Source organism: Nostoc sp. C117 (genome assembly GCF_043099735.1).
Classification (GTDB): domain Bacteria; phylum Cyanobacteriota; class Cyanobacteriia; order Cyanobacteriales; family Nostocaceae; genus Nostoc.
In genome coordinates, this window is the sequence record NZ_CP170991.1 from 5,884,578 (window position 1) to 5,907,553 (window position 22,976).

Genomic DNA, 22,976 nt, shown 5'->3' on the forward strand with positions numbered 1-22,976 from the left:
AGCTTCTTCAAGAAGTCGGGGTTCTGAGTTATTTGTAAGGTAGGCAAACAGCAGATGACTAAGGTTTCAGCACGTTAGCAGGAAACTGCCCTTCCACATTACCTGCGGGAGAGTACTGGCAAACCACGTAGAATGCGTTATATTTAGTGCCCTGGATTGTTGCAGTACCTTGGGCTGCACCACAGCCTAATTTGGTACTGCCTTTCCATACCACCTGAGTAAAATGTCCGGTTTCGCTAGAAAACCCTGGACTCTCGTACTTGTAATCTTTAATTTCGCTGTACCAGTCTTCAACTGCTCCGTTGCCAAGGGTGGTTGGGTCTATGGAAGTCTCGGAACTATAGGAAGCGTATATGTTCTCTCCGACATTAGGAGTCCCGCTGTGTTCAAAGTTTCCACTACTGGCAATCTTCTCAGCCCAAGCTTGAGCGCCTGTGTTCAGGGAATTATCGATGGTAATGTTAGGGCTATGATGGGTGGCTCGATAAGTGTTGTGTTTAGACACAGCAGCGCTACGCACGGCGGCTAAGTCAATAGATGTGTCTCCAAAAACGGATTTACTACTTATTACTCCTCCTGTTAGTGCAACGGTTAAAGCTGTAGCTGTTGTCAGGGTTAATCTTGAAAATAATTTATTCATGGTTTTGTGTCTTTTAAGTTAGCTTTTGCTGGTTTCTTGGCTAGGGGCGCTCATGTTGCCCACCCCACAGGATTGGATAATTTATTTGTTGAAAGTTTCTAAGTTGCAGGTCAGTACAACTTTGTTGCATGTGAGTGCAGCAAAGTTGTAGGTGAATGCAATAAAAATGCAGGTGAATGCAATAAAAATGCAGATGAATGCAGCAAAGTTGTAGGTGAATGCAATAAAAATGCAGGTTGATGCAACTAAGTTGTAGGTGAATGCAATAAAAATGCAGGTTGATGCAACTAAGTTGCAGCTTGGTAGGAAAAGTTCCTCCCTTTCTAAGGCTACGGTGTATGCATAAGTCTGAAATAGTTTACTCACCTGGTTTTTTGTGTCAGCTTTACCCCACCCTAACCTTCCCCGTATGTATTGAGGAGGGAACTAGATTTCCGGTCTCCCCCCTTTATAAGGGGGGATTAAGGGGGGTAATTTGACTTGTGTATACACCGTAGCCTTTGTAAGGGGCTAGGGGGGATCGCTAAGTGCCTAAAATCACAGCCAACCACTTTTCAAACAACCTCTTAAGATTGAAAGCTTCATTTACTCACCGCTTCTACCGGCTGTGCGACAATTACATTAGCTAGACTGTTGCTAGGATTCTTCCAAAAAGACAAGGAATCATACTGAGTAAATAAATCCGGTGGTAAAATCGTCAGCCGCGATTGAAACTCAACTTTAGGACGCACTTGATGTAGTCCTTTGGTATTCAGCCGATTATCAAACTCCGAAGCTTCGTATTCCACGTTGGCAAAATCATGCTCAAATGGTTCCTCCTGCAAAAATTGATAAATCAGCGATAGGGTTTTATCAGGTGCTTGGCTTAATAAGTCATAGTCCACCAAAAGCAAAGAGGCGCTATGTTCGCTATAGAATGCTTCTTTGAGGGCGTTATAAGCAAACCCCACTAACCGTCCCCCTTGACTTAAGGCTTCGGTGCGGGTGTAAACTGTCGAGCGTTCGCCAGCATTATTAAACATCCGCGACACATCAAAAGCGTTTTTTCTAATCAGCCGTTCGATGCTATCCATAATCCAAGCGACATTCCGCACGCAGCAAATCACTCTTGAGCCAGGAAATAGCTCTTGAATTAAGGAGAGTTTGCTACACCACAAGCGGTTAGTATCGAAGATTACTTCTTTTTGTGCTTGGGGTTCGTAAAATGTGGAAAAGATAGTTAAGGTTAATGCCCGTTTTTGCTCAGGGGTGATAAAGACTGAAAATTCATTATCTTCGCTCATCGCTTCTAGCATTCGGTTCACCAAACTACCGACGGGGCTAGTCATTCTGGCGTGAAACCGGGGGTTTTGCCGCAGTAATGCTCCGAGTAAGGTAGAACCTGAGCGAGGTAAGCCGGAGATAAAGTGGATTTTGGAAGTCATTATAGTTAATTAGCGGGTTTGATTTGTTGCCCTGAGAAGTTAAATGTTGCTACAGGTGGGACATTATTTAATAAGGGATTAGCATTGAGGCTGAAAAAACGCAGTGTAATAGTCCCTTGTACTGTCTGGGTTTGGGGATTAAAGCTGGCTTGATAGTCAGAGCGAGCAATGCTACCAGTAGATCCTGCACTTCCTGGAAAAGCAAAGGTAATTGATCTGGCGCTGACCCCAGTTTTGCTATTACACTTCCAAGCACCTTGTCCACTGCTAAAGGGATTAAAGACGTTGGTAACACCGCCTTGATTGGAGTCAATGACAAAAAAGTTACCTTCTTCGGTAAGTGTTATGACTCCACGCGATCCGATTGTGCCGTCTTGGTTGAAGATTGTTGTCAGATAAGAACCGCCGACATTTTGGCTACAACGTGCCGTACTATCATTAGTTTTTCCTGCTGACAACTCATTACCCCTAACAACATTAGGTGTGGCAAGTAGTGTGGAAGCAATAACAAAACTAAACAACAAGGTTTTGCGAGACGAGATTTTATTCATTTTCTTTTGAAATTGATTACACAGATTTAATGACTTTATGAGTATTTTCAGCTAAATATTTGTGGAGAAGTTGTATTGCAACATCTCTACGCAATACAGTGTTTTTACTCAATGGTGTTAGCGCACAAGCTTTTGCTCCTGTGGGTTTTGACCGTAGAGGCAAGGCGATCACTTACGGCGGGCGGTACGCTATCGCCAAAGTTTTGCTTAAATCATTCGCGTGATGAATTGTACTGCGATCGCCTGAGTGAGCGCATCGAATACTTGTCCTATTTTTGACTAGGATCAATGACCTATATAACTATTACTTATGAATAGAGAATGTGTGTGGAGAAGGTGAAAAGTCTCTATTCAGGTGATATTACTTGTTTGTTGCTAGCTGTCAATTTTTCATCAAACAAGTAATGACTCTTGTTCCAAGTATTCTCAATATATTTGCTGGTATTTGCCTCTATGTTGGTCTATTACACTTGCTAATTGCCTCTGGGCGATTAAAACCAGCGCTGCACTTATCTTTTGGGTTAACCTGCTTAATAATTTTTAGTTATATCTTAGCTCTTATAGCCAAATACAAAGCCATAGATGTAGATGATTATATAAATGCCAGAAAATTGCTATCTAGTTTGGGATATATTGACGGAGTTTTCACCCTCTGGTTTGTGGCTTTATATACTAAATTTAAGCCTGTACGCCTACTTTTGGCACTGAATACCCTCTATTTCATCTGCCTCTTAATTAACCAAGTTTCACCTACTGGGATTCTCTATTCCCATATCAGCAGACTATCAAGTATTCCTTTGCCTTGGGGAGAACCAATTACCCACCCAGAAGGTACACTCAATCCTTTAGTCGGGTTCCAATTCTTAGCTTTAATCAGTAATGTAGTTTTTGCTTTTTACGCCTGTTACCGTCAATATCAGCGTGGTGAAAAGCAGGCTGCACTGATTTTAGCTTTGAGTCTGGCGATTTTTGTCGGAACTGTTCAATGCGATCGCTTAGTAGATTTGGGGAAGATCAAATCTATGTACATTGCTGAATATGGATTTTTGTCCTTCGTGGTAATTATGAGCCTACATCTGGTCAAAGACTTGATGCAAGCGATGAAGCTACGCAAACAATTGATTGAAAGCGAACGGCTACGGAAGATTGCTGTGGAACTGGAGCGAAATCGCCTCGCGCGTGACTTACACGATTCGGTATCGCAGACATTGTTTACTATGGCGACGATTGCCGAAGCTTTACCTAGAGTTTGGCAACGCAACCCAGAGGTAGCCCAACAGGGATTAGACGAACTCGCCCAACTGACACAAGGGGCGTTAGCAGAAATGCGGAATCTTGTGATTGAGTTGCGTCCTAGTGGTTTGACAGATAAACCATTAGGTGAATTGCTACAGCAGTTAATCAAGGGAATTCTAGGACGGGCAAGTCTACAGATAATAACGACGGTAGAAGGCGATCGACCTCTATCTGATGATGTAAAGCTTGTTTTCTGCCGCATTACTCAAGAGGCACTAAATAATATTATTAAACATGCCAAAGCAACGCAAGTATCAGTCAGCCTCCACGGTGATTCACAAGGAATAGTCTTGCGTATTATCGATAATGGGTGTGGTTTTGACTACAACAAAATACCATCTGGTCATTTGGGCATAGCAATTATGAAAGAACGGGCTGAGTTCATTGGCGCTATCTTTCATTTGTCAAGCTATCCAGGAAAGGGGACTGAGATTGTCCTGAGTTGGTCAGCCGCTATCAATAAAATAGGGAGTGGTGAGTAGAAAATTGGTGATAAATAAAAAATTAAAGATTAAGAATCTCACGCATAAATACTGAGAATGGAACAATCATGTAATGTAAATGTATTAAAAATAGTTTTGATATCCCGGATTTATATTATATGGAAAAAGATAAATCATTGAAACCGATTCGGGTGATTACTGTTGACGATCATGAAATTCTGCGGGGAGGTATTAAATTTGTCTTGCTGGCCTTTGATGACATGGAATTAGTGGGTGAAGCGCGTAATGGAGATGAAGCACTACATTTGTGCGAACAGTTGCAACCAGATGTAGTGTTAATGGATTTGATGATGGTGGGGATGAATGGGGCAGAAGCAACAAGAGCTATCCGCAAAAAATACCCAGAAATTCAAGTTTTAATTTTGACGAGTTTTCTAGCGAATGACTTGGTACAGCAAGCAATGCAAGCCGGAGCTATTGGCTACTTGCTCAAGGGTATCTCGATTGATGAGTTGGCGGATACCATACGAGCCGCTGCCATCGGTCGGTCTATGCTAGCACCAGAGGTAATTCAGGCGTTGCTGCAACCAAGCAAACCATCATCCCAAGCTATCGATGAACTAAGCAAGCGACAGCAAGAGGTATTAGCACTGCTGGCTTTAGGATTAAGTAATGAAGCGATCGCTCAACGAATGAAATTAAGTCCTTCTACCATTAGGCATCATGTTAGCCAGGTACTAAATAAGTTAGGAGTAACAAACCGCACTGAGGCTGCAACTACAGCAGTGCGAGTTGGATGTGTTTAATACAAGTAAAATACCAAATTATTTCTAAATAATTTAGACTGCAAAGTTTTAAAATAATAGGACTTACGCATTGACAGAATAACAAAATAGTGAATTCATAAATAAGGGTTGTTTACTTTATAGGTATCGGACAATTAGAGAAATTACTAAACCATCCACAGGACAATGCAATCTAGACCTCTACACCTTATTTCTGCTGTCAGAGCCAAAGTTTGGGGGGTGCAGTAGGTTGGCAGAGATATTGGGAGACGTTTCACATGATAGTGTGAATCGGTTTTTGTTGAGAGAGAGATACGAAGCGAAAGATTTATTCAACATAGTAGAGAAAATCATTAACTTGGTAGGAGGGATATTAAGTGTAGACGATACAGTAATAGAAAAGATTTACAGCGACCCAAAAAATGCCGAATTAATCAGTTATTTTTGGTCAGTAAAAGCCCATAAAGCTATTATTGGCTTAAATTTAATCACTTTATATTACAGCGATACTAACGGTAATTCAGTCCCAATAAATTACAGAATATATGACAAAAAGGAGGCGAAAACAAAAAACGATTATTTTCGAGAAATGGTGAGTGAAATAATAAGCTGGGGAGTCAAGCCAAGAATAGTAACAGGAGATAGTTGGTATTCAGGAGTAGAGAATTTAAAATTTCTAAAAAACCAGAAGCTGGGTTTTCTATTCGGGATTGAAAAAAATAGAACTGTCTCAAATGAACCGCATAAGTATTGCCAGGTAAGTACTTTGGTGATTCCAGAGTCAGGATTAAGAACTCATCTGAAAGAATTTGGATTCATAAAGTTGTTTAGGAAAGACTTCAAGAAAGAAGACTCTAGACACTATATTTTGTATGTTCCAGATGAAGAAAGAATCAAGGACATAACCAGAAATGAATTTATCACAATTCATGATACCCATTGGGGAATTGAAACCTTTCATCGAGCCATAAAACAAGTATGTGGAATTTGTCGATTCATGGTCAATGCATCAAAGGTGCAGCTTGGTAGGGGGCAATAGCTCTCAGTTAAGGTAAGAGACGTGATAAATCGCATCTCTTGCAATCTAGTCCAAAAAACGAAGCAAAAGAGAAAAACCCTCCAGATTATTGAAATATCCAAAAATCTGAAGGGTTTGTGTTTGATTTTCGCAATTTGGGTAACTTTTATTGTTTCCAGGCGAAACTAACTATTTGTTGTCAACTTGAAAATATTCGCTGTAATCCCCAGACTTTCTTCAAAAAGTGACTCACGACCCCAACGTTGTACCTGCTGACTCAGTAATGCTTCCGCCTTTTGTTCCGAAAGTGAAGTCACTTGCTGAAACAGACCGGCTGATTGGGCACCACCATGAGTTTCCATCCGCATACAACCACCCGTTTCCGAGCAAATTACTGTACCACAGTCTGCCTGTGTATTTGTCGAACTGAGGCGTATAGCAATCAAGTCACCAACAATTTCACCCACATCAGCAACTGGAACTCCAGCTAACTCAGCTTCTACCTGTCGTTGATCTTGGGCTATAAAGCAAATGCGAGTGATGTCGTAATCTTCGGTTTCCTTTTGATAAGAAACTGGCTGCCATTCTAGACGACTTGCCAACCAACCCAAAAATAGCAATGCCTGTGCTGGGTTGCCCTTTTCGTAATCAATAGTTACTCGGTCAACTTCTTTAAGTGCAGCACGACGCTTAGGTGAATCGTAAGCTTCAGCTGTCAATTCCTGCCATGCTGAGAGGCGACGCCAGTTCAGGTCAGCTAGGGGAACACCACTATCAACCAATTCTTGTAGGCTAAGTAAATCACTTTCTGGCTCGTTAAAGCGGCAAGAATCCACAATCACATTATTGCAGACTGCTGCCAGGCGCTTAAATAGAGTGTTGCTGGGCTGTGGTGTTGCCTTCCACCAAAGAAACTTCGGCAAGCCACCAATCAACAATGCTGGAATCATGCCTCCTATCCGTTCCAAGGCGGCAGCAGTGCCGCTCAGAGTAATATATTCGCAACAGATAAGTGTACTTGACGATTGTTTTTGGATGGGGCAATAAGCAGAAACTTGAGCCTTTACGCCTTCATCTTCGCCAGTAATGGGAAACAAAGCAATAATTCGGCAGGGGTTACGGAGGGCGATTTCATCGGCAATTCTAGGGCTTGGGGCATTTAAGCTGGGAAGACCAACAGAACCATTATCCCCATTAGTTGCATTACCCTGACGTTTGGTGAATTCTTCTCTCAAGACAGCCAGGGTTTCAGGTGTTGCTGTTCCAGTTTCTGGCAGTCCATGTTTTGTCTGCACTTCCCGCAAAGCAGCTTGCATCTGAGGTCCTAAAATCCCGTCAAGGGGACCGTTGTAAAATCCCAAACTAGCTAAAAGATACTGGGTTTCTTCTGGTTCGTAGACCACTAAAGTAAATGTTGTGGCTCTTGTAGCAGCAGGAAGCCCACCATCCTCGCCGGTAATGCCGTAACTTTGCCAGATTTGATTGAGTTCCGTATCTATTTCGTTAAGCGAAATATCTTTTGGTGCCTGAAGTGAAAAAATTGTCGAAGCTTGGGGAGCCATAGGAAATTTTGGATTTTGGATTTTGGATTTTGGATCTTATCATTCGTCATTTGTCATTTGTCATTTGTTGTTACTAGTGACTCATGACTAATGACTAATGATTAATATTTAGAGTCTGCGCCAGCGACGACCATCCTGGTTAATTAAGAATTCTGCTTCTGCGGGTTCCCAAGTACCGGCTTCATATTGGGGAATCGTAGTTGGGTCGGTGGGTGCATCCCAAACGGAAAGGGCTGGCGTTACTACCTGCCAAGCTGCTTCTACTTCGTCTGCACGGGTGAACAATGTTTGATCACCCATCATACAATCAAGGAAAAGGCGATCGTAAGCATCAGATGTTGCTTGGATGCCAAAGGAACCATAGCTAAAGTCCATATCAACTGAACGGGTGCGGAATTCTGCCCCTGGCATTTTCACGTCAAAACGCAGGGAAATACCTTCATTTGGCTGAATCCGCATCGTCAAAATGTTGGCGTTTGTCTGTTGGGCGGCAGATTGGAACATCCGAGATGGAACTTCGCGGAAGTGGATGGAAATCTCACTGACTTTTTTCGGCATCCGTTTCCCGGTACGCAAATAGAAAGGAACACCTTTCCAGCGCCAGTTATCTACCAAAAACTTCATTGCCACGTAAGTGGGTGTGCTGGAGTTAGGATCGACACCTGGTTCTGTGCGATACCCTGGCACTGCTTGACCCTTCATCCAGCCAGCACTGTATTGACCGCGGACTGCCGATCGCGACAGATTGTGAACATCAGCTAAACGAGTAGCTTGGAGTACCTTCACTTTTTCTGTGCGGATGCTGTCGGCATCCATTGCGTTGGGTGCTTCCATTGCCGTGAGGCAGTAAAGTTGCATGAGGTGATTTTGCAACATATCTCGTAGTGCCCCGGCGCTTTCATAGTAACCAGCCCGGTCTTCCACACCTACGGTTTCTGCTACGGTAATTTGTACGTGGTCAACAAATTGACGATTCCACAACGGTTCAAAAATCGCATTGGCAAAGCGAAACACCAACAAATTTTGGACTGTTTCTTTACCCAAGTAGTGGTCAATGCGATAAACTTGGTTTTCTTTGCAAAATTTCTGTACTACTTGGTTCAGACTCTGGGCAGAAGCCAAGTCCCGACCAAAGGGTTTTTCAATTACCAGACGGTGTTTATAGGGATCTTCTAGCATCCCGCAGCTTCCTAACTGCTTAATTGCTTCAGGAAAGAATGAAGGGGCTACCGAGAGGTAGAACATCCGATTTCCTCGTGTGCCCCGCTTTTCGTCTAATTCACTCAATAAGCTTTTGAGTTTTTGGTAGCCTTCCGGGTTGTCTATATCCCCAGGACTATAGAACAGACCTTGAGAGAAGTCTTGCCAGAGTTCTCCCAAATCGACATCAGGATGTGCCTCTTCCATACCCTTCTGCATTTGTTCGCGGAAGTATTCATGGCTCCATTCTCGCCGTGCTACACCGACGATGGTAGTTTCGGGTGGAATGCGCCGTTCTCGCCGCAATTTGTACAAGGCTGGTACTAGTTTGCGCCAGGTAAGGTCACCAGAAGCGCCAAAGATAACTATAATTTGGGGTTCGGGCATCCCTTGCTGTTGCAGACCAACGCGCAAGGGATTTTCTAGCAGACTGACCATAGGAGTTTGGGATTTTAGATTTTGGATTTTGAGATTGGGGACTGGGTATTAGGGACTGGGTATTGGGTATTGGGTATTAGGAAAATTGTTTAGCAGTCCCCAATCCCCAATCCCCAGTTCCCAGCCCCTAGTCCCTAGTCCCTACACTGGCGACAATACCTTGATCTTTTCTTCTAAAGAGTTCATCAAGGACTGGAAGGGCTGGATGAACTTGTCAATACCTTCACTTAACAGTTCATCCATTACGGTATCAAGATCGATGTTGATATCAGGATCTTTGAGGTTTTCGATCAGCGTGTAAGCTTCTTCTACACCTGTTTCTAGGCGTTCGCCTACGTTACAATGATCGGCACAAGCTTTGATGGTCGATGGTGGTACGGTGTTAACGGTATCAAGGCCTATTAACTCTTCGACATACATCACATCTCTGTAGTTGGGGTCTTTGGTGCTGGTGCTAGCCCAAAGTAGCCGTTGTACTGTGGCTCCTTTTGCTGCTAAGGCTTTCCAGGGTTCGCTCTCGATGATTTTCTGGTATTCTTGGTATGCAACCTTGGCGTTAGCGATCGCTACTTTTCCTTTAACAGCTCTCAACTTCGCTTCTACGGCAATATCATCAACACCTTTTTTCAACTTAGCATCAATCTTGGAGTCAATGTTGCTATCAATCCGGCTGAGGAAGAAGCTAGCGACTGAAGCAATTCTACTGATATCCTTACCTTCAGCCACTCGTTTTTCTAAGCCACGAATATAAGCCTTTGCTGTGTTGACGTAGCTTTCTACAGAAAATAGCAGGGTGATATTGACATTCATTCCTTCGGCTATTACCTGTTCTACTGCTGGCAAACCAGGTTTTGTACCGGGAATTTTAATCATCAGATTTTCCCGACCAATTTCTTGGAAATAGCGCCTAGCTTCAGTGATTGTGGCTTCAGTATCATGGGCAATGGTTGGCGGTACTTCAATACTCACATAACCATCTACTCTATTCGAGGCTTCATAAACAGGGCGTAAAAGATCACAAGCGTTACGGATATCTGCAAAAACTAGCGATTCGTAAATTTTGTCTATCGGCAAGCCAGCACGAACTCCGGCTTCAATATCGGCATCATAAATTACGTTACCAGCGATCGCTTTTTCAAAAATTGCGGGGTTGGAAGTAATCCCAGAAATTCCTTGATTTTCAACCAGGTCTTGGAGTTCGCCTGATTGAATCATGTCACGGGTCAAATTATCGATCCAGATACTTTGACCGTATTGCTTAATTTCTAGTAGATGATTAGTTGCCATAACTCTGGTTTTTCACTCCTGTATGATGATGTTTCTTAGTGAATGTGGCAAAATCGATAAAATGTTCAAACAGTTATTGTTCACTGATTGTTGATGGTGACTTCTGAATTTTGCCGTTGCCAATCACTTATCGCATCGACCAGCTGAGATAATCTTTAATTTATTTTCAAGAAGTGCTATTATGCATTCCCAATCCTAAATCACGATGATTAACTTTTAATTAATGGCATAGGCTAGACGCATCCTTGATTTTCTCTAATTCTTGGCTAGTAAAGTATGGCGGAAATAACGATCTAGTTAAAAAAGGTAATAATGGCTTTATTTATCAGCTTTTTTCACCTTCTGCCGACCTGTACTAGTGACCGTTTTGAATAAAAGACTCCACTTTTGCTACATCCTCTTTGCTACCAATAATTAAAGGCGTGCGCTGATGCAGTTTTTTTGGCACTACATCCAAGATATCTACCAGTCCTGTAGTAGCCCGACCACCTGCTTGCTCAATCAAAAAGGCTAGAGGAGCGGTTTCATAAAGCAAGCGCAATTTACCTTCCGGTTTTTGAATTGTACCTGGGTAAAGAAATACGCCGCCTTGAACTAAAATTCTATGGATGTCGCTCACCATTGCGCCGCTATAACGAGCGCTGTAGCCTTCTGTACGATGAACGTAGCGAATATATTCTCGAATTGATTCTTCCCACTGCCAGAAGTTACCCTCATTCACGCTATAAACAGAACCGTGCTTAGGAATGCGAATATTTTCTTCAGTAAGAATAAATTCTCCTAAGCTGGGATCGAGAACAAAGGAATGAACGCCCTTACCTATAGTATAAACCAGCATTGTGCAAGGCCCATAGAGGATGTATCCGGCAGCAAGTTGCTTACGTCCATTGGTGAGTAGGTCAGTTGCTTTGCCATCGCTATCAGTTCCTTCTTGTTGGCGAATGGCAAAAATTGAACCTAAGCTGAGATTGTTATCTGTGTTGGATGAGCCATCAATTGGGTCATATAACAGGGTATAGCGCCCAATGGGGCAATTTTCCGGGATATAGTAGGGATTTTCCATTTCCTCAGAAGCGAGGCGACAAACTAAGCCGCTTTGTTTAAATACTGAGATAAACACGTCGTTGGCATAAACATCCATCTTTTTGACGGATTCACCTTGGACATTCACTTCCCCAGTAAATCCGAGAACGCCTTCCATTAAACCGGCGCGGCTCATGCGGCGAGCAATCAATTTGCCAGCCAGGGCGATACGATTCATTAGCGCACTCAAATCCTGTGCATCGGCTGAAAAACTCTGAAGTTGCTGTAAGACGTGACGCGATAGAGTTGTACAATCACGATCTAAAGCTCTATCTGTAGGGTCGTTCATAGATAAGTTTAAAGATTCTGGCGCTTGAGCCATTTTTGTATTCTCCGTAGCCACTAGCTGTTAGTTGGGTTTTAGTCGTGTATGACAACTTATAGTTGCTGCTTCTATCTTAGGAAGGTAATTTGAGAACTTAGATGCGACTTTAGATAAACTAAAGAAATGAATGTTCTGTGACCCCTGCGCCGAGAGCAATGGGTAATATTCCACTTATTAATGTATTTGCGAAGGCGATCGCAGTTTGAATTTAATAAATTATTTTCTTCGCGCTTTCACTGGGAAGTTTAAATTTGTATAATCTATGATATAATTCAAAACCCTGGGATATTGGCACAGGGGTAGCGCACATCCTTCACACGGATAGGGTCACTGGTTCAAATCAAGTATCGCCCACTTAGTACCCAGTAAGATTTTCTGCTAACTTGTAATTTCAAGCAGAAGTGGTTCTTGGCAACTTTTGGTGATCTCGGCTGGGGAAAGCAGAAGGCAGTCCCAATGAAACAAGTTTCATAGTCAAGCATGAAAATGCGATGTGAGACTGATCTATATAGATACTCATCGAAGGAGCATTTTCAAGTCAGAAGTTGGAAGTCACAAAGATATAATTGAGATACTGAGATACTTCAAATTTCACTCCATCAAATATTTGAGGGATAAGCCTCAGCAAACCCTATGCCAGTGCGAACTCAATACGGTTCGGATAAGGTTTTTTGATGAAAATTCTAGACCGCCAAGACGCGATCATTTGCCATCTTTACAAGAATAAGTCCTTTGTAGAGACGGCGACAGAACTTACGCATTGACAAATTAGACAACAACTGTAGTAGGCAAAAGAAGAAAAAATATGCGATCGCTAGTCGGTAGGTGAGTGGAAAGTTGGATAATTTACGTGTCTCTATTGAGGGTATGGGCAATCAGAGTAACTACCAAGCCATCCACCGCAAAGTGTGACCTTAACACTTACACTCTGTTTTTATTGGCAGAATCAAAAAAGATTTAGCCATCAATCTTGCTCCTTTATTCTTTGAAATCAGCAAATCCATGAGAAAGTTGCCGACATACAATGCTAATTGACGTTAGCAAAATCGGTATTTCTGGTATTTTTGGCAAAAAAATCAAATAATCAACTAACCAGATCGGCGATCGCTCCTGAAGTAGAAACTAAGCTTTCAGGTTGATAGCGGATGCCGGCTTGCTTGAAGCGACGTAAAGCTTCACCCAAGCGATCGCAGTCTGCAATCAAACTAATCCTGACATACCCTTCACCTGCTACTCCAAAGGCATTACCTGGGGTAACGACAACGCCAGTTTGCTGCAATACGTTCAAGGCAAAATCTGTTGAACCCATTCCCACAGGACACTTCACCCAAAGATACATTGTCGCTTTGGTTTTGGGGATATCCCAACCCAGCTGTCCTAATCCTTCAATGAGGAAATCGCGGCGGGTACGGTAGCGCTGTTGTACTTCATGCAAATAGACATCTGGCAGTTGTAAAGCGGTTTCGGCTGCTTTTTGTAAGGCGGCAAAAATGCCGTAATCCAAGTTAGTTTTTAGTGTCCGTAAACCTTGAATTACATGGCGATTCCCCACTACAAACCCGACGCGCCAACCAGCCATATTGTAGGTTTTTGATAAGGTGTGAAACTCTACACCGATTTCTTTCGCGCCAGGAATTTCTAGCAAGCTAGTGGGTTGATAACCATCAAACGCTAACTCGGCGTAACACAAATCATGCACCAACAAAATTTCATATTTGCGGGCAAAGGCAACAATTTCTTCAAAAAACTCGCGGGGAGCTGTGGCAGCGGTGGGATTACTGGGATAGTTAAAATAGAGTATTTTGGCTTGTCTTGCAACCTCATCAGGAATCGCAGCTAAATCGATTAACCAGTCATTTTCGGGTTTAAGAATCAAGCTGTGGATTTTCCCGCCAGCGATCGCGGGGCCGCGGAAATGTGCAGGATAAGCGGGGGAAGGAACGAGAACTAAATCGCCAGGGTTAACGTAGGCGATCGCTAAATGAGTTAATCCTTCTTTAGAACCCAGTAGTGGCAAGGCTTCACTATCCGGATCGAGAACCACATTATAACGGCGATGATACCAGTTAGTGATGGCACGACGGAAACTAGCAGTACCTTCAAAAGGAGGATAACCGTGATTAGCGGGATCTTTTAAAGCGGCGATCGCTGCTTCTACTACTGGTTGTGGTGTTGCACCATCGGGATTTCCCATACCCAAATCAATTAAATCTAACCCTTGTTCCCGTGCTTTCGCTTTGAGTTCATCTAAACGGGCAAATACATAGGGTGGCAGTTTTTGTATACGTTCTGCTGGAACAATCCAATTCAAACTCATTCTTCAACCTCGTCACTCATTCCTTTGGGGGAAACTCGATTCATCGTGTCTCTACTATCTATAGGTGCAGTGGTAGAAACCATTGCTGCCATCAACTGTTCTGGCGCGACTTTAAACGGTAGTCGATGAATGTCAGAATTAGGAGCTAGGGCAACTTCAGCGGCTGTTTGCAACTCACCTAGTGTAATATTTCCCAATCCCAAATCACTTAATTTTTGGGGTAGTCCAATTTCTGTGTAGAACTTTAACAACTGTTGCCGTGCTGATGCTGCTAGTTGATTATTTTGTAGCATTTCTTCTAAACGCAGTTGTACCAAAATTCCCAAAGCAACTTTTTCGCCATGAATACTGCTATGTCCGGAGATGTGCGTTAAACCATTATGCACGGCATGGGCAGCAACTGTCCGACATTGCGCTCCTCCAAGTCCGCCAACTACCCCTGCAAGTAACACAGTAGCATCTACAACTTCTCGCCAAACTTCACTGCCTGGTTCTTTCAAGGCAGTAGCTGACTTTTGCAATAAGATATCTCGCAAAATTCGTGCTTGTTGAACTGCGGCAATAATTAAAGTGTCTTGCAAATGCCCACTGCTAACTGAGGCTTCGTACCATTTAGCGATCGCATCACCAATGCCAGCGACTAAAGTACGTTGTGGTGCTGTTTTAATCAAGTCATAATCGAGTATCAATAAATCAGGACAACGAGACAGCCCCACATCGTAAAGAAACGCCCCTTCTTGGGAATAAACATTCGACAAGGCACTCCAAGCTGCACAGGTAGCCCCCGAAGTCGGAATCGTCACCACTGGTAACTGTAACTGTTGCGCGATTAATTTTGCTGTATCCAGGGCTTTGCCGCCACCAACACCGATAATCACATCAGCTTTATGCTCTTTTGCCGCCTTGCGTAAAGATTTCAGGCTGTCTTCGCAGCAATCTGCACCATAAGAAGCTAGAGCAGAATATAACTGTTGGATTTCTAAAATCGGTTGCAGATTTTCTTGGCTGATGGTGAGAGTGCGATCGCCCGCCACAATTAACGGACGATTTCCCAAACAGGCAATTTCTGCTGCGGCTGCTTGCAAGACGCCAGAACCACGGATGACTTTTGCTGGGGCAACTACGAGGGTAAATAACGAACTAGAAGTTTGAGTAGACAAAGAAGGTTGAGTAGAAAATTTATTAGGCATATAACTAGTTTGCCAAAACTTTGATATTTCTTAATCAAATTAGACTTACGGTTAGGGATACTTGTTGCCAAGCTGATTTTAGAATGGTTACAACCTTCCACTCCCTCGGCTGGATTTTAGCCGAGCCATAAAATAGACAAAGCCTCTTACCGACGTTGCTTGAATCTATGATGCCCATTGACCTGAAATTCCGAACTATCAAAGTTTTGAATAACCGTATAATTAAATAACATTACCACTCTCAGATTCTCTGGAAAAGCTATTGAAAACTGAATCATGAAGATTCTCCGAGAAACCCTGACCTTGAAAATTGCAACCTCGGTAACTACGAAAATAACTGACAAATCACAATTGTCAGCACCCATTCCCCGCAAGCTAATTAACTTTTTTCCACAATGGATGCACTAAAGTTTAAATAATCTTAATCTAAGATTAATCTTTAATGTATCGGTAAATACAAAATAAATGATGTCATTCTGATGACAAGTGAATTTTTGTTGGGCATTAAGAGTGCTGAGTTAGGAGTTTTATTTATCTCCTTGTCCCCTTGTCCTTTTGTCCTCCCTTGCTCCTCTGCCTCTTAAGCTTTGCCTTTTGGTAATTGGGCGAAGTTGTCTTCGTAAATTTTTACTGTCATTGGGGAGTTGTTATGGGAAATGAGCGATCGCTTCACCTCACCCAAGTAAACTGGTACAGAAATTCCTGGTTCTGGGTGGATAATGGTACGGGCACGAACTGTTAATTTATCGTCTTGCACTGTACCTGAGCGACCATAAGAAAACAGATTGCTAGCTGCTTGACGTAAAGTTGCTTCTAATTGTGTTGGTGTAATTTGGGTTGATGTGGCAATTACCGCTTGGGTTGAACCATTGTCATAAACAAGAGTGTAATGTACTGCTCCAGGAATCACGCTCCGACTCAACGGAACTATAGAGAGTGCAAACAAACCAGCTGTTAGCACCAGCATAAAGCCAGTTGTACCCACCAGTCGAAAGCGGATGCCCCATTTGAGAATAAAAGCCAAAATTACCAAGGCAGCAAATACCAAGGTAGCTATACCCGACCATTGGGTGTACTGAAGAAAGTTAGCTGTTGTAAACATATGCTTGGTTAATGAAGCGTCTTTTTTTCGTTACCGACACACCTATTTTACCGAGAGCTTACACCATATTGCTTACCATAGTCTTGAATGCCAATCAAAATATTGGGTGTATAGACGTGTTGGCGTCAGACATTGCACTCATAAATAAAGTTGACACTTACTTTTAGCCTAAGAGGATGTTTGAAAAGTATTGGGCGAATAGAATTCGCTACTACACAAAACTTAGTCCACCTCCGTGGACTAATACAAAATCAAGGGTTTTAACCCACGTAGGTGGGTTTTGTCTGTGTAGCCGCGATTTCCAATCGCCGAGGCTAGTAATAAATTAGACTTTTCAAACAACCTCTAAAGTTATTCATAACAGTATCGGCTCACCAGAGACGACATGAGAATTTTGAGATGTCTGCAACTTAGTTTGAACACTATCAATGATTCCTAACCAATCAGCATCTTTGTTCCATTTGTACTGAATCTTGGTTTTAGTCGCCGCGTCATAGAGGTTACAAAATACCACATTCTCTTTTCCCGCAATTGCAGCGATAATCAGGGGTTTGGAAAAGTCCTGAACTAGTGATGCAGCTAAAAGGAAAGTTTTAGCAAAGTTCGTTTCTATCCCAGTCCTAACAACATAAATTTCATCCGCTCTAACAACGATGTCTAACTTATTGTTGTCTCTTTCTCTAAATTCTTTCGTCGTTAATTTAAGTTCAAATATATACCCAGTTAGACCTGTTTGTTGAACAGGAATAGTTTTATTATTATTGATATCATACTGATACCACAGGTAGGATTCCCCGTTGAATTCTCCGTTTTTCACATACAAATAAATAGGTTGTGGCGGGTTACAAAGACCTAGTTTAATTTCAGCTAGCATATTTTATGCTCCTTAATAAAATATTTTTTTTAGATATTCTGTTCAATTCAATACTTGAAAATTGTAAATAATAAACATACAAAAGGGCATCTACAAGAGATGCCCGTCATGCAGGAAAACCCCAAAAGGGCTGTCCCTACACCTTCCCAACAATCAGCAACAGTGACTAATTAGGTATTAGTCACACTCACAGACGTGAATATAGTAATCTTATTAACTCCAAACTTTAAATGTCCCCAGTACATACACTGAAAAAGAATTCATAGCCATAGGACTAATCCAAGTGTCATAAGTTTTTCGTAGAGTCTATCAATTAAGTAACTCATTTTGATCGGATGCAAGCTTTTCTTGTTGGTGATGGTGATGTATTATTCCACACATGGCAGCCAAAATTAACCATGAGAAGGAATTTAAACGAAAATCGAAGAGGGTTACATCTACTGTATTCAATAGAATCCACCCAACAAAGGCCAGAAGATAACTAAAAAATATTAATCTGTCTCCTATATTGAGATATTTTGACTTTCGCAGTAATTGCAGGCCTGTAATGACAATCCAAAGTAGTAAGCCACAAAATAAAAAAGTACTGGGAAAACCAGTTTCAGCAGATAACATCAAAAACAAGTTGTGGGGATGACCCAAAGGAATCTGCATATGTGCTTTGTATAATCCACCAAAACTGCGTAAGCCCCAGCCAGTCCAAGGATGTTGCTCAGCTAAAGACCAGGCAAACTCCCACTGAGTTTTTCGCATTAAAGCCACGGGTCTGTCTGGATACATATCGTCGTTTAACCTAGCCCAAAAGAAAGCAGGAACTATCCGACGAAAAATTTCCGCGACTGGGGAGGGAGCAAAAGCCGCCAAAAGGACGCTAGAGACGATCGCAGCGATAGCACCCACAAGAATACGCCAACCTTGGTAGAGTGCATAAGCTAAACAGGCAAAAATAGCGATCGCCCACCCATTACGCGAGTTGGTGAAAATCAAGGTGATGAAATTCGTAATCACGGCTACGGTTAGAAAGAGGAAGGGGACTGGGGATAAGGGGTAATGGGGACTGGGGACTGAATTCTTCGCAATACCCAATCCCCAATACCCAATCCCCGCTCGCCATTGTTCGAGCCACAACCCTAGACTCAGGATGAAAACTATCACTAGATAAGCAGCGAAGGTATTAGCGTGCAAGAAGAAGGAAGCTATGCGGCCTGGTGGATTTCCTCCTGGGACGATCGTCCAACTTAATACAACCCACAAAATCTGCAACTTCAAACTCCAGCCTAAAAATAACTGTCCCAAGCCGATAATCACCACAGGTACGGAACCTATTGTCAAAGCCCAAGCCATTTGCCGCAATTGGGTAGTTGTTTGAATCAGGTTGCTAAAGGCGGCAAAAACGAAAAAGAATGGTAAGAAATTAAATAAGCCCAGGAAAGCTTCTGTCTTGTTGGAGGCAAACCCAGCAGTCAAAATCAGCAACAGACTCCAAAGGGCAAATCCCCAGTTAAGGGGGCGGCGGCTAATTTTGTGGTTTTGTCTCATCCAAGTGATTAATGTTACAAAACCTATAGTCACAGCCCCTACTAAAGGACTTAACGGGAAGATTAACAGTGCTAATAAAGAGTAATTCCAGGGGGATTGCCAACGAAAGTTGAAACGATAAAAAGCTTTGTTCAAGCTGGCTCCCAACATTCAGCACGAGTGAGACGAATTTGAGCTAAGGCGAAGATGGTAGGGATGATCCGACCATAGTTAGTGGCGATCGCTCTCCACCCTAAATCTGCAAAAAACCAAGCCCACATCATTGGTCCAATCACGGCAAACATCGTGCGGGCTGCTCCATAACGAGCTGCACTCACAGTCATACCCCGTTGCGCCATTTGCATAGCTACATAGCTTTGAAATTGGGTTGCAGCTGCTTCTGAGCCTGTAATTGCCGCTTGTTTGGCTACTTCATAGGTAGCAAAGTGGATGGCAAATTGCCGGGCAATTTGCTTGAGTACAAGTGGCTGAAGAAGAGAAGTAACCGCGATCGCGCTACCACCTTTAAAAAGTAATCCCAAAGGATCGCGTTGCAATAAAAGTGGTAAAGGTTCTTTTAGTTCTGATTTGAGAAGTTGACGTTGCACCCGTAGAGTCAATTTTTGCTTTTCCTGTTCCGGCAATTTTTTCCACACCTGTCCTAGCAGATGCAAAAATACTTCTGCTTCTAAATCAACGGTTGCCAACTGATTAGAATAAGGAATTTTTAGATACTTACATACTTGAACTAACGCTTGTCGGTAAGTTACTTGGTCTGTGCGTCCCCGCAATACCGTCATTCCATCTGCCGCTAAAAAGCGGAAGCGGCCTTCTAGTGCGTCTAACCAAGCTTTGCGGTCTTGGCTTTGTACTTCGATGGGTTCGGGTGTATGAACATAGTCTAGAGGATTGAACTTACGACTAAATAGAATTGCCGTTAAGTCTTGTAATTCTTCTTCGGTCGCTAACTCTAGCGCCGCCCTCATCTCATCCAATTTCCCTTCCTCCCTTCCGTGCAGCTTTTCTGTACCTTATTCTACTATCAGCTTTCAGCAGTCATTAGTAGTAATTTTGTCCTTTGTCATTAGTCATTGGTCATTAGTCATTTGTTATTGACCAATGATTGGTGCCAGAATAATGGGTTTAGTCTTTTGGATATTCAGTGCTAGTGCCAAAAATCACAGCTAACTACTTTTCAAACAACCTCTAAAACCAAAAAATGCATTTTTGGGACATTTTGTGGAGATATGGGGATGTCTTCTAACTAAACAATCCGTTATGTTGTGGCTGACTGAATCAGTATCTATGTGAACTTTTAAAACAATTTAACTATATTATTTCATCCGTCGTTAGACTGATTTTGCACTATAGGAGATCAATCTTTTGCTGACTTAGCAAATCAATCTGCAAGCAATAAGTTTTCTCGATGAAACAGCAGATTTTGCAGCGAATCTAAAAATAGTTATTAGTCACGAATAATAAGTTTAAGATTCACTAAAAATTTGTTTCTCATTTGGTTTATAGTCTTGCCATTAATCTTGATCCCCTAGCTTTTATACTGCGTTTTATGTAGATTTCTGCCAAAAAGGCACAAAGTTGAAATAATAAAGATTATAAATATAAAGTGTCGGTAGTTTATCAGCTTTGATAAGCAATACTGATGTAGAGTATAAACTATAACTCAAATTCAGTACAGCAGAATGTTTGATATCCTATCCTAATCAAAGAGTTCTTTGAGAGTCTGTTGCATGTATCAGTTGGATGATTTATAACTGATTGTCATGACAATGTTGGCATCTAAAAAAGTTGTTTACTTCACAAATCATTGAGTGGATTAAAAAAAGGAGTTTAAAAATTATGAAAACCGTAGTTAATTTAACACAGCAGTCAGTAATAGGAGAAATTGAAAGCGTTTTGGATACATATCCATACCATCCATATCAACAAGCCTTTGCAATTCCTGACTTACGTCAAGAGTTAATTGTCTTCGTCCTCAACCGCATTCCCTCCTTTTACAGCGTGATATCTGACAGACATATTTCGCTAGCCGAGACAGAACAAGAAAGCTTGTTAAATTACCAGTTACCTCGTAAACCCTTGGAACAGCAACTACATTTACAAAATTTGATTCACCAAGGTATTTGCTCAATTCTTCAAGAAAAGTCAGATTGGATTAGCCATCATCTTTGTGAAACAGTTCAAATTGCTTGTGAACCTTCTCACTGGTTTGGTTAATACGGGAGATTTATTAAAGAAAACAGGTTTTCTGTCTGGTTACCAAACCCAGATTGTGTAAGCTGTTCTACATGTAACTTACATAATTAGGGCACTTATGTTGCCCAACTCACAAGAGTTATGTTTAATTCAGTTATGCAAATTAGATGTTTTTCAGCTTATCTCTAACAAGATTTGTCTGTCTGTCTAGATACATATAGTTTCCATAAGTTTTGAATATTGAGCTAATCCACGACTAAAATCAGTCTAGAAAATGTGGGACTAGCTCAATATTTTTTGTCTAATTGCTAACCGTCTTTTCTGGCTAACGCTAAGTATGAGATTAATTTTTTGTCATTTTCACCTTTTCTCCAGTCCTTTTTTTTATGGATTATTTGGATAAAAGATTCAGTATATTGCTCTAGAAGTGTAAACTTTGACAAGTACTAGGTGAAAAGGACATTCCCAGAATATGAGAAAAATAACTGCTTTAATGTTGGCAAGTATAAATATGACTGTTGGGGTAGAGATATTAACACCTAAAGTCAGTAATGCCCAATTATTTTATCCACCAGCAAGCGATCGCCATTCTTTAATGGTAATGGGTCAAGGAGCAGTGAGAGTGCCAGCAGATACAGCGGATATTGAATTGGTATTTAGTCGCGGAACTAGCAATGATGAGTTACAAACGCAACCATCAGCCTTACCAGAAGCTCACCGTATATTCTCACCAACTGTATTTTTAACTGACAAAACACCAGTAGAATCTTTACCAGATAAAAAATCACTAACAAAAGGAACTCTCCAGCCGATAGTAGATAGCCTAATTGCTAAGGGGATTAGTGCTGATAAAATTAAAGTGCAAATTAATACTAATACTAGTGATAATAATGCCAAGATATTAATCAGAGTGGAAAAACCAACACGCGATCGCATCCAAGAACTCGTTGCTACAGCAAACAAAGCAACGAGCAAACTGGAAAACCTGACTATCAAAAGCGTCGGTGTGGAATATGCAGTCAACGATTGTCAGGCTTTGCAGAGTTCAGTTTATCAATCAGCAATGAAAGACGCTCAAAGTCGCGCTCAAGCTTTAGCGACTGCTATGGGCGTAAAACTTGGCATTCCTTCTGTAGCCGAGCCATTTTATACATTATTTTATCCTTCTTGTGGGTCTAAAACTGGAGTTCCTTTACCGTCGTTTGCTAGTTTGTTATTATCACCAACTTACGATCCAGATGCCCCAGCAGAAGTAGAGATGAAAAAGGATATTTTTGTGACATATACTGTGAAATAAGTATTTTTATTAGATGCGATTGCACTTCAATTTATATCAAATTTTAAAGTGCGATCGCGTTTTATATTTATCCTAGCGTCAATATTCCTACTTCGAAATTTACAGCCAGCGCCAATATTTTTAATCATTGTAGTCATATTTTCCCTGAGTTATTTAACTATTATTCTATTTTTTCATTCTAGCAATCTATAGAAAAATCAAATATTCACTTGAGTTGAGGCTAAATGAGTAATTGTAAACTCCAATAATGAAAAAACTCCAGAAATGTTTGTCACAAATCTGGAGTCAGGAAAGATACGCATTTACCTATACCAATTCTTCACATGAGATAATCCTACGTCATCAGGGTATACACTCAAATATAGGTAGATTAAGGTGATATGTGTCTAAATTATATAAACACTCTTTATAA

17 protein-coding genes and 1 pseudogene are annotated in these 22,976 nt (G+C 41.7%); 5 read left to right on the top strand and 13 right to left on the bottom strand.

The features are described 5' to 3' along the window. Positions 1 to 58 precede the first annotated feature (58 nt). From ACFG4S_RS25325 to ACFG4S_RS25335, 3 genes are all read right to left on the bottom strand, one after another. A complete protein-coding gene (locus tag ACFG4S_RS25325) occupies positions 59 to 640 on the bottom strand; it encodes a CAP family protein (RefSeq protein ID WP_392531695.1) in 582 nt (193 codons plus the stop codon). A 581-nt stretch (positions 641 to 1,221) separates the two neighbouring features. After that, positions 1,222 to 2,064 carry a sulfotransferase family protein gene (locus ACFG4S_RS25330; protein WP_392531696.1) on the bottom strand — a complete coding sequence of 281 codons (843 nt, stop codon included), beginning with the start codon at positions 2,062 to 2,064 and terminating at the stop codon, positions 1,222 to 1,224. A gap of 5 nt (positions 2,065 to 2,069) precedes the next feature. Continuing rightward, entirely contained in the window at positions 2,070 to 2,615 is a 546-nt protein-coding gene (locus tag ACFG4S_RS25335) for a hypothetical protein (protein ID WP_392531697.1), read from the bottom strand. Between the two features lie 404 nt (positions 2,616 to 3,019). Between ACFG4S_RS25335 and ACFG4S_RS25340 the strand changes: the two genes are divergently transcribed. The 3 genes and pseudogenes from ACFG4S_RS25340 to ACFG4S_RS25350 form a co-directional block, all read left to right on the top strand. Continuing rightward, a complete protein-coding gene (locus ACFG4S_RS25340; RefSeq protein ID WP_392531698.1) occupies positions 3,020 to 4,393 on the top strand; it encodes a sensor histidine kinase in 1,374 nt (457 codons plus the stop codon). Between the two features lie 119 nt (positions 4,394 to 4,512). Beyond that, positions 4,513 to 5,160, top strand: coding sequence for a response regulator (locus ACFG4S_RS25345; RefSeq protein WP_392531699.1), 648 nt, complete (start codon positions 4,513 to 4,515; stop codon positions 5,158 to 5,160). A 193-nt stretch (positions 5,161 to 5,353) separates the two neighbouring features. After that, positions 5,354 to 6,154, top strand: a pseudogene (locus ACFG4S_RS25350) (transposase); the annotation flags it as partial. Positions 6,155 to 6,342: 188 nt separating this feature from the next. Here ACFG4S_RS25350 and opcA read toward each other — a convergent pair. The 10 genes from opcA to ACFG4S_RS25400 all read right to left on the bottom strand — a co-directional run bounded on the left by opcA (position 6,343) and on the right by ACFG4S_RS25400 (position 20,048). After that, positions 6,343 to 7,719, bottom strand: a complete 1,377-nt coding sequence (gene opcA, locus ACFG4S_RS25355; protein ID WP_392531700.1) for a glucose-6-phosphate dehydrogenase assembly protein OpcA — start codon at positions 7,717 to 7,719, stop codon at positions 6,343 to 6,345. Positions 7,720 to 7,827: 108 nt separating this feature from the next. Further along, positions 7,828 to 9,357: a glucose-6-phosphate dehydrogenase gene (gene zwf / locus ACFG4S_RS25360; protein WP_392531701.1), complete on the bottom strand. Its 1,530-nt coding sequence runs from the start codon at positions 9,355 to 9,357 to the stop codon at positions 7,828 to 7,830. Positions 9,358 to 9,498: 141 nt separating this feature from the next. After that, the gene (gene tal / locus ACFG4S_RS25365; RefSeq protein ID WP_392531702.1) at positions 9,499 to 10,644 is read right to left on the bottom strand and encodes a transaldolase; all 1,146 of its coding nucleotides are present in this window, start codon (positions 10,642 to 10,644) and stop codon (positions 9,499 to 9,501) included. 355 nt (positions 10,645 to 10,999) lie between these two features. After that, on the bottom strand, positions 11,000 to 12,049 hold the full coding sequence (gene fbp, locus ACFG4S_RS25370) for a class 1 fructose-bisphosphatase (RefSeq protein ID WP_392531703.1): 1,050 nt from the start codon (positions 12,047 to 12,049) through the stop codon (positions 11,000 to 11,002). A 1,087-nt stretch (positions 12,050 to 13,136) separates the two neighbouring features. After that, positions 13,137 to 14,369, bottom strand: coding sequence for an aspartate aminotransferase (locus tag ACFG4S_RS25375; protein WP_392531704.1), 1,233 nt, complete (start codon positions 14,367 to 14,369; stop codon positions 13,137 to 13,139). Further along, entirely contained in the window at positions 14,366 to 15,559 is a 1,194-nt protein-coding gene (locus tag ACFG4S_RS25380) for an iron-containing alcohol dehydrogenase family protein (protein WP_392531705.1), read from the bottom strand. Before ACFG4S_RS25380 ends, ACFG4S_RS25375 begins: the two co-directional genes overlap by 4 nt. 580 nt (positions 15,560 to 16,139) lie before the next feature. Then, positions 16,140 to 16,661: a Ycf51 family protein gene (locus ACFG4S_RS25385; protein ID WP_392531706.1), complete on the bottom strand. Its 522-nt coding sequence runs from the start codon at positions 16,659 to 16,661 to the stop codon at positions 16,140 to 16,142. A gap of 355 nt (positions 16,662 to 17,016) precedes the next feature. Beyond that, positions 17,017 to 17,535: a hypothetical protein gene (locus tag ACFG4S_RS25390; RefSeq protein WP_392531707.1), complete on the bottom strand. Its 519-nt coding sequence runs from the start codon at positions 17,533 to 17,535 to the stop codon at positions 17,017 to 17,019. Between the two features lie 309 nt (positions 17,536 to 17,844). Continuing rightward, positions 17,845 to 19,224: an O-antigen ligase family protein gene (locus ACFG4S_RS25395; RefSeq protein WP_392531708.1), complete on the bottom strand. Its 1,380-nt coding sequence runs from the start codon at positions 19,222 to 19,224 to the stop codon at positions 17,845 to 17,847. Next, the gene (locus ACFG4S_RS25400; protein ID WP_392531709.1) at positions 19,206 to 20,048 is read right to left on the bottom strand and encodes a hypothetical protein; all 843 of its coding nucleotides are present in this window, start codon (positions 20,046 to 20,048) and stop codon (positions 19,206 to 19,208) included. The genes ACFG4S_RS25395 and ACFG4S_RS25400 overlap by 19 nt, the downstream gene beginning before the upstream one ends. Before the next feature lie 862 nt (positions 20,049 to 20,910). Here ACFG4S_RS25400 and ACFG4S_RS25405 point away from each other — a divergent pair. Both ACFG4S_RS25405 and ACFG4S_RS25410 read left to right on the top strand, forming a co-directional pair. Beyond that, positions 20,911 to 21,288 carry a hypothetical protein gene (locus ACFG4S_RS25405; protein WP_392531710.1) on the top strand — a complete coding sequence of 126 codons (378 nt, stop codon included), beginning with the start codon at positions 20,911 to 20,913 and terminating at the stop codon, positions 21,286 to 21,288. A 451-nt stretch (positions 21,289 to 21,739) separates the two neighbouring features. After that, positions 21,740 to 22,564, top strand: a complete 825-nt coding sequence (locus ACFG4S_RS25410) for an SIMPL domain-containing protein (protein ID WP_392531711.1) — start codon at positions 21,740 to 21,742, stop codon at positions 22,562 to 22,564. Positions 22,565 to 22,976: the final 412 nt, after the last annotated feature.